This window comes from Prevotella sp. P5-108 (assembly GCF_002251385.1).
Lineage (GTDB): Bacteria > Bacteroidota > Bacteroidia > Bacteroidales > Bacteroidaceae > Prevotella.
Map to the genome: position 1 here is coordinate 74,216 of NZ_NPJJ01000002.1, position 8,097 is coordinate 82,312.

Sequence of the window (8,097 nt, forward strand, 5' to 3'; positions counted from 1 at the left end):
CTTACTTCACGATTTTCTTGTGGTTCTGGATATAGATGCCCTTGGGGGCGGTAGTGCTCACGCGGATGCCGTCGAGCGTATAGATGGCACCGTCGGTCTGGGCGCCGGGCTTGATGGCGTCGATGCCGGTGGTGGTAGTGTCGAAACCTATGGTGAAGCGGTTGTCTTCCACGCCTTCATCGGCGGCGAAGGTGTAGGGCAGTTCGACCTCTACGCCGTAGTCGTAGAGGCGGGCGCGCACGTCGTTGCGGGGCATGGTGATGGTGTATGTGCCGCTATGGGCAATCTGCATACCCACCTTGACGCTGCCGCTCTGGTGGGCTCCCTCGTTGATGGCATAGATGTCGCCGGCAGCGTGGGTGTAGATTTGCGGCGTGGTGCCGTCGGCCATCATCTTGGTGGCGTCGTTGTCGGCACAGAAGTCATCTGAGGCTGCATGATTGACCACCACGCGGGTGAGGTCGGTGGTGCTGCCGTCGGTGATGGCCAGTTCTACGAAGTGGCGGCTTGCCACTACGGGCGTCATGCGTGGTGCGGCGGCAGAGCGGTCTATCGTCTTGGTAGCTTGGCGGCCGTCGGTGCGGAAGGTGAGTTCGCTGATGAGCGTGGGCTTCTGCACGAAGAATGCCTGGAAGGGGCGCAGCGCCACCTGGTCGTCGGCCACACTCTTGGCGGTGAAGGTGCGGTTGTCGGTGTCCCACAGGGTGATGGGGGCGGTATAGTCCATGTAGTAGATGTCAAAGAATGAGGGGTAGGGATTGCCCACGAGGTTCCAGTTGGCGTCGTTGCTCACCGACGAAGCATGCTCCTGCAGCGTCAGCGTCACGTCGTGGCTCTTGAAGATGTGGTTGCGGGTGTCGTCGCTGGCGGTAAACTGGCACCAGCTGTCGTCGCTGGCGCAGAAGATGTAGCCCTGGCCCTCGCGGAGGATGGCGTCGTCGGCCACGTCCTTCCAGTTGTTGCCGGCACCGTTCTGGGCGCGGCTGTCGGCATCGTAGTAGCGCACGGCCACAGCACCCTTAGAGATGGTTATGTCGCTGCGCTTCACGTCGAAGGGCATGGTGATGTAGTACCAGTAGTTGTTGGCCAGATAGTGGTTGACCTTGACCGAGGCTGCCGTCATCTGGTTGCAGCGGCTTATCGTCACGGGGCAGTTGTCGCTTGTGTTTGCCCAGTGGTAATAGTTGCCCAGCGACTGGGGATTGTTGCCATTGACGAAGAGGATGCCCTTGGTGGGATAAGAGCCGCCCTGGTAGTTCATCGTGATGTCGGGGTTGCCAGGGATGCGCGAGTTGGTGCTCAGCTCGAGCTTGCCGTAGAGGTCTATATAGCCAGCCGGGTTGGGGTTGCTGTCTACCGAGGTAAACTGGCTCCAGTAGCTGTGCTGCTTGTAGCTAATCATGGCGTAGTCGGGCACATAGAGCGTCACGCCCGAGAGGCTGTAGAATGGCGAGGTGTTGGTCGATGGGGGAGCCGGAGCGGCGAGGTAGACGCGCTTGAGGCTGCCTGAGCTGCTATAGAAACAGTAGCTGCCCAGTTCGCGTATAGAGCTGCCCAAGACCACTTCTTCCATACTCGAGCAGCCGTGGAATGCATCGCTTGGGATGTAGGTTATCTTGTCGCCCAGCTTCACCGTGGTAATCGAAGAGCAGTCGTTGAAACAATACCACGACATAGAGCTGATTTTGGGCAGCTCTACGCTCTTCAGGGCTTGGCAGTTTCTGAAAGCATATTCTCCCAGGTCGGTGATATCGGCAAAGTTGAATGATTGCAGCTTCTTTGCGCCTTCAAAGGCATTGCTCTTGACCTCACGGGGCTGCAGGTCGCTGGCGGTCTCCAAGGCTTCACAGTATTTGAAACAATCGCCATAGATGGTCTTGATATTGGCACCGCCGCTGACGGTCTTCAGGGCTTGGCAGTTGTAGAAGCTGCCGATGTTGAGAGAGGTGAGGCCTGTGCCCAACTTGGCGGTGATGAGTTTTTTGTTGTCTCTGAATACATGTGTATCCATAGAGGTCACATTGTCGGGTATCTCTACTTCGGTGATGTTGTTGAATGCGAAGGCTTCTTTGCCTATTGTCTCCAGCGTGGCGGGCAGTGTGAGCTTGCCGGTAAGGTATCGGTCGTAGAAAGCCTGAGCGCCGATGGTCTTGAGACTGGTAGGCAGGTCAACAAACCGCAGCTGGGAATTGCGGAAGGCGTTGTCGGGGATGTCGGTTATCTGTGCATTGGTGAGGTCAATGCATCTGAGTCCCGTCATGTTTTTGATGGAGTTCCAGTCGTCGGCATTGAGCTTGCCCGAGAGCCTCAGAAACTGCATCTCGGGGAGCGTGCTGACCAGATTGAGTGCCTCTACGCCCAGGGTGCCTGGTGCGGCGAGGTCTATGGTCATCATCTGGCTCTCGGCAGTGTAGAGTGCGATGTCGCTCACGGTCATTACCTGACTGTAGTTGTTGACGTTGCTGAGATGCTTGTGGGTAAAGGTGATGGTATGTTCGCCCTCGTCCAGAATGAAATAATGGGTGTAGTACGACTTGGTCGTGTAACTGGAATAACTGCTGTACAGGGTGTTGTCGTCGAAGGTCACAATCTTGCAGTCATACTCTGCATAGGGATAGAAGTCGGCGGTGTAGCCGTAGGAGAATATGGTGCGTCCGGTAGCGCGAAACTTGATGGTGAAGGTCTGCGATGTGGTATTAGACGACTTGCCCACGGTGCTTGTCGCCACTCCGTCGGCTATGGCCCAGGGGTTGTTGGCATCGTTGGTCACTTCGGTCAGCTCGATGCCATCACTCTTGGTGATGATGGTGCGCAGCTCTTCGTCTATGGCTGCCATGGCACTGTTGAGCCCAGTCAGGATGAGGGCTACGGTGAGTAGGAGAGTTTTTTTCATATTGGTAAGGGTTAAGTTAATAATCAGTGTTGTCGGTATCCCAGAGATAGGTGCCTGAGTGCATGGGTGGGTTGCCACTGTCGCTTGCACTGCCACCGTTGCCGATGGAGCTTCCACCGGGACCGCTGACGGTGCCAGAAGTCACATTCATCAGCCGGGTGGAAACGCGTATGAGTTCCGCCACGGGCTTCACATAGTAGGTTTTCATCTTTTTCATTGTTATATCGGTTTAAGTGATTATCTCGCAAGTTATAATAATTCTCTCCAGACTGCAGGCCAAGGTAGGGGCGGGGCAGGATAGATGGATAGTCTGCTGCAAATATACCTATTAAAGATGTGACCGGCCATAAAAAATCGCAACATAAATTGGTATGAATCGGACATTCGCTGGTATAAATCGGACATTTTGGGAAAAATCACGATGAAATGGGCGTTTTTTGACAGTGCAGGGTTGGCGAAACCGAGGAAGCATAAGCGCGCCGCGGCTGCCCACAGGGAGCGCACGGGATGGCGGAGAGTGGCGGCGAAGACCATCGATGCGGGTAGCCCACGGGGCATACAGCGCGCCGGAAGCGCAGTGGGCGGCTCGTAACGGAAGGCACGAGCACGCGTATCGTAAGGCACGAGCCTTCGTATCAAATGTCACGTGGTCACGTATCATAAGTCACGAGCCACGCCAGATGGTCGCGGCGCCGCCGAAGTTGGTGAGCTGCAGAACAAAAACGGCAGCAGTGACACGTGTCGACTGCTGCCGTAGGGGTAGGGGGAAAGAGAGTGGCGGTGGGGGCACCGGGAGCGAGGTCAGCTGAGGCTCTCGCGATACCAGTCGAAGAGTCGGCGCACGCCGTCTTCTATCTCCACCTTGTGGGTCCAGCCCAGCGAGTGGAGTTTGGTCACGTCGATGAGCTTGCGCATGGTGCCGTCGGGGCGGGAAGCGTCGAAGTCGATGGTGCCTTCAAATCCTACAGCTTCGGCCACGAGATGGGCGAGCTGGCGGATGGTGAGCTCCTTGCCCGTGCCCACATTGATGTGGCAGTTGCGTATCTCGCCCAGTTCGGGGATGGCTCCGCCACGGCCCTCGGAGTTGTTGCGGTCTACGCGGCCGTCGGTCTTGGCGCCATAGAACACGGAGCTGTAGCGGTCTATGCCTATGATGTCGCTGAAGTCGACATGGAGCAGCACGTGGACGCTGGCGTCGGCCATGTCTTCGCTCCAGAGAAATTCGCGCAGGGGCGAGCCTGTGCCCCAGAGTACCACGCGGTTGTCGTAGATGCCGTAGTAGGCGAGCGCACGGAGAATGCGGTCGGGCTGGCTGTGGCCGTCTACGTTGCCCTCGCCGATGATGTCGCGCAGGGCGTCGGTGGGGTTGATGGGGCGCTTGTCCATATCGCGGGCAATGCTGTGCCAGTCGCCCTCGTGGATGAGCTTGGCGAGGTAGACCTTACGCATCATGGCTGGCATGACATGCGAATTTTCGAGGTGGAAGTTGTCGTTGGGTCCATAGAGATTGGTGGGCATCACAGCGATGAAGTTGGTGCCGTACTGGAGATTGTAGGACTCGCACATCTTGAGTCCGGCTATCTTGGCGATAGCATACTCCTCGTTGGTGTACTCCAAGGGCGAGGTGAGCAGGCAGTCCTCGCGCATGGGCTGGGGTGCCTGCTTGGGGTAGATGCAGGTGGAGCCGAGGAAGAGCAGCTTCTTGACGCCGTGGGTGTAAGCGTTTTCTATCACGTTGCACTGCATCTTCATGTTCTGCATGATGAAGTCGGCGCGGTAGAGCGAGTTGGCCATGATGCCGCCCACAAAGGCTGCGGCGAGGACTACGGCATCGGGGCGCTCCTGGTCGAAGAAGGCCTTGACAGCCTGCTGGTCGGTGAGGTCGAGCTCGCTGTGGGTGCGGCCCACCAGATTGTGGTAGCCGCGCGACTGGAGATTGTTCCAGATGGCCGAGCCCACGAGCCCGCGGTGCCCGGCGATGTATATCTTGGCGTTCTTGTCGAGTGTCATCGGTGTGTTATTTTACAATTCCCTTTTCCAGATATTCGGCGAGGTTCATGCGCACCTTGGCGGCGGCTCCCTCAGAGGCGACCTTGGCCATATCGTGGTCTACCATGATGCGCACCAGTTCCTCGAAAGGCGTGGTGTTGGGGTTCCAGCCCAGTCGGGCGCGTGCCTTGGTGGGGTCGCCCCAGAGGTTGACCACGTCGGTGGGGCGGTAGAAGTCGGGCGACACCTCGACGAGGGTCTTGCCCACGAGAGCCTCGGGTCCGCTCACGCAGATGCCCTTCTCGTTCTCGTCCTTGCCCTCCCACTTGAGCTCGATGCCGACATAGTGGAAGGCCAGCTCGGCAAACTCGCGCACGCTGTGCTGGACGCCGGTGGCGATGACATAGTCTTCGGGCTTGGAGGCCTGGAGGATGAGCCACATGCACTCCACGTAGTCCTTGGCGTAGCCCCAGTCGCGCAGCGAGTCGAGGTTGCCCAGATAGAGCTTGTCCTGGAGTCCCTGGGCAATGCGTGCTGCGGCGAGGGTAATCTTGCGCGTCACGAAAGTCTCGCCTCGGCGCTCGCTCTCGTGGTTGAAGAGGATGCCGTTGCAGCAGAACATGTTGTAGGCGTCACGATATTCCTTGATAATCCAGTATCCGTAGAGCTTGGCGACGGCATAGGGGCTGAAGGGGTGAAAGGGCGTGTTCTCATTCTGAGGCACTTCCTCTACCTTGCCGTAGAGCTCGGATGTCGAGGCCTGATATATCTTGCACGACTGGGCGAGTCCCACCTTGCGCACGGCTTCGATGATGCGCAGCACGCCCACGGCGTCTACATCGGCGGTGAACTCGGGTGAGTCGAAGCTCACCTGTACATGGCTCTGTGCTGCCAGGTTGTATATCTCAGTAGGGCGCACATCTGCCACTACGCCCACGATAGACATGGAGTCGCCCAGGTCGGCGTAATGGAGGTGGAAATGGGGCCGCCCTTCAAGGTGGGCTATGCGTTCACGATGGTCTACCGACGAGCGGCGGATGATGCCGTGCACGTCATAACCTTTGTCCAGCAGGAGCTCTGCCAGATACGAACCGTCTTGTCCTGTAACGCCCGTGATGAGGGCAATGTTCTGTTTGCTCATAATTACAATGTATTATTAGTTTGTTATTCCGTAGTCTCGGATGATTGCCTCCGCCGCGTCAGTGGCTTCGGCTGCGGGGTTGGGGTGCTTGGCTGTTGGGTTGGGGTACTTGGTTGCGGTGTTGGGGTGGTTTGCTGCGGGTTGGGGTGATTGGCTGTTGGGTTGGGATGGTTGGCTGCAGAGTGGGCAGGCCTCAGGTAGGGCTGGATGGTAGCTTTCTGCAGATAGGGTTTGCTTGGCTGCAGATTGGGCAGGCCTCCGGTAAGGCTGGATGGCAGCTTTCTGCAGATAGGGGTTGCTTGGCTGCAGAGTGGGCAGGCCTCCGGTAGGGCTGGAGGGCTTCTGCTCTCCGCCATCAGTGCTGGCCTTATCCACGAAAACCAGCCCACAGTGTGCAAAGGTAACGCTTTTAGTTGGAATAAGTATCAAAAATAAGAGGAAAATATCATTTTCCAAAGTTTTTGCAACCAGGAGAGGTAGGGAAAACACTCAGAGTAGCCCGTCTCTACGTTCTGCTCAAAGGGCTGGAGTGGCTATCATGTAGAGGGTTAGCTCATGGGAGTCCTGTTTAGCCTCTTTTGTCTTCGGGAGGGGAAAAAACAATGTGGAGGTCATAATAATGCGATAAACTTTTGTGATATTCAAAGAAAACACGTATATTTGCAAAAATATTACGAATATAATAGTTATCTTTATGATTATTCAGTTTTCAGTAGCCAATTATTTGTCGTTTAAGGAAATGTCTACCCTCTCTTTGGCGACCACTAATTTGAAGGAGACAGCGATATCCGAAACCGACTCTATGACGGAAATGGGAGGCGCTATCCCTGCGGTGCTTCATGGAGCTGCCATTTATGGAGCCAATGCCTCGGGCAAATCCAATTTTGCCAAGGCGTTTGCAACATTCAAGTGGCTTATCATCAATTCAATCAAAGAACTGCAAGCTGGAGACGCGTTGGATGTGGAGAGCTTCATGCTCAATGACACGACAGCCAAGGAGCCCTCTATGTTTGAAATTGTGTTTTGCAATGTAGACTATATTTTCCGCTATGGCTTTGAGGTTGACGGCGTTAAGGTGCATAAGGAGTGGCTGTATCGTAGAAACAACAAGAAGCGTGCTAAAGAAGTGGAGTTGTGGTATCGCGAGGGTGATATCTACAATGTCCATCTTTCGTGCGCAATAGCGAAAAGCGTTGTAGCCAACAAGATGGTGCGTGACAATGCGCTGCTTGTTTCGGTGGCTGCACAGTTCAATGATGAGACGGCCGTCAGCATCGTTGACTGGTTGAACGACACGTCAATCATCACCAGTCATGATGATGAAGTGATGTGGAAACGGGCTGCCATCAAACTGGATGACCAGAAGATGCGTAAGCGCATCGTTGACTTCTCGCGCTATGCCGACTTGGGTATAGAGGATATATATAAGGTGAATGATGAAGTGGTCAGCAGTCATATACAGTATGACGATGATGGTCGGGAAATGCAGAGAGTTTCATTCCCGTTTGAAAGCAACGAGTCGGAAGGAACGGTGAAGTATTTCCAGTTGGCGTATCCCATTATTGACGCGCTGGATAATGGTAAACGCCTGGTGATAGACGAGATAGACAGCAAGATGCACCCCATGTTGACGAGCAAAATCATAGAGTTGTTCAATACGAAGGCAACCAATCCTAATCATGCCCAGCTGATATTCACCATCCATGATACCAATATTCTGAGTGCCAAGATACTCAGAAGGGACCAGGTGTGGTTTGCGCAAAAAGATATGTACGGTGCTACCAAGCTATATTCCCTTGCCGACTACAAGGTGAGAAACAATGCGTCTTTCGAGAAGGAATATCTTGAGGGCAAATATGGTGGAACGCCCATTGTCGGTGACTTCTCCAAGTTGTTTGTCAATGAGGAGGACTGACAATGGCAAACTATAATCCGAGAAAGGAACGGTGACTTACCCTAAAAAAACTTGACACTTTTGGATGCCTAAAACAAAAGTGTATGAGAACAAAAGTAAAACGTGAAAGAGATCGTGTCCTAAATGAAGCGACAGGTCAGTATGAATGGGTATGGGTAG

5 protein-coding genes are annotated in these 8,097 nt (G+C 55.0%); 1 reads left to right on the forward strand and 4 read right to left on the reverse strand.

Going from position 1 to position 8,097, the window contains the following annotated elements:
* Nucleotide 1 precedes the first annotated feature (1 nt).
* The 4 genes from CIK95_RS00315 to gmd all read right to left on the reverse strand — a co-directional run bounded on the left by CIK95_RS00315 (nt 2) and on the right by gmd (nt 6,023).
* A complete protein-coding gene (locus CIK95_RS00315; RefSeq protein WP_094465953.1) occupies nt 2-2,893 on the reverse strand; it encodes a leucine-rich repeat domain-containing protein in 2,892 nt (963 codons plus the stop codon).
* A 16-nt stretch (nt 2,894-2,909) separates the two neighbouring features.
* Nucleotides 2,910-3,110, reverse strand: coding sequence for a hypothetical protein (locus CIK95_RS00320; RefSeq protein WP_094387813.1), 201 nt, complete (start codon nt 3,108-3,110; stop codon nt 2,910-2,912).
* Nucleotides 3,111-3,694: 584 nt separating this feature from the next.
* Entirely contained in the window at nt 3,695-4,903 is a 1,209-nt protein-coding gene (locus CIK95_RS00330) for a GDP-L-fucose synthase (protein ID WP_094465955.1), read from the reverse strand.
* A gap of 7 nt (nt 4,904-4,910) precedes the next feature.
* On the reverse strand, nt 4,911-6,023 hold the full coding sequence (gene gmd, locus CIK95_RS00335; RefSeq protein ID WP_094465956.1) for a GDP-mannose 4,6-dehydratase: 1,113 nt from the start codon (nt 6,021-6,023) through the stop codon (nt 4,911-4,913).
* A 694-nt stretch (nt 6,024-6,717) separates the two neighbouring features.
* Here gmd and CIK95_RS00345 point away from each other — a divergent pair.
* A complete protein-coding gene (locus CIK95_RS00345; RefSeq protein ID WP_094421134.1) occupies nt 6,718-7,938 on the forward strand; it encodes an ATP/GTP-binding protein in 1,221 nt (406 codons plus the stop codon).
* The last annotated feature ends 159 nt before the right edge of the window (nt 7,939-8,097 follow it).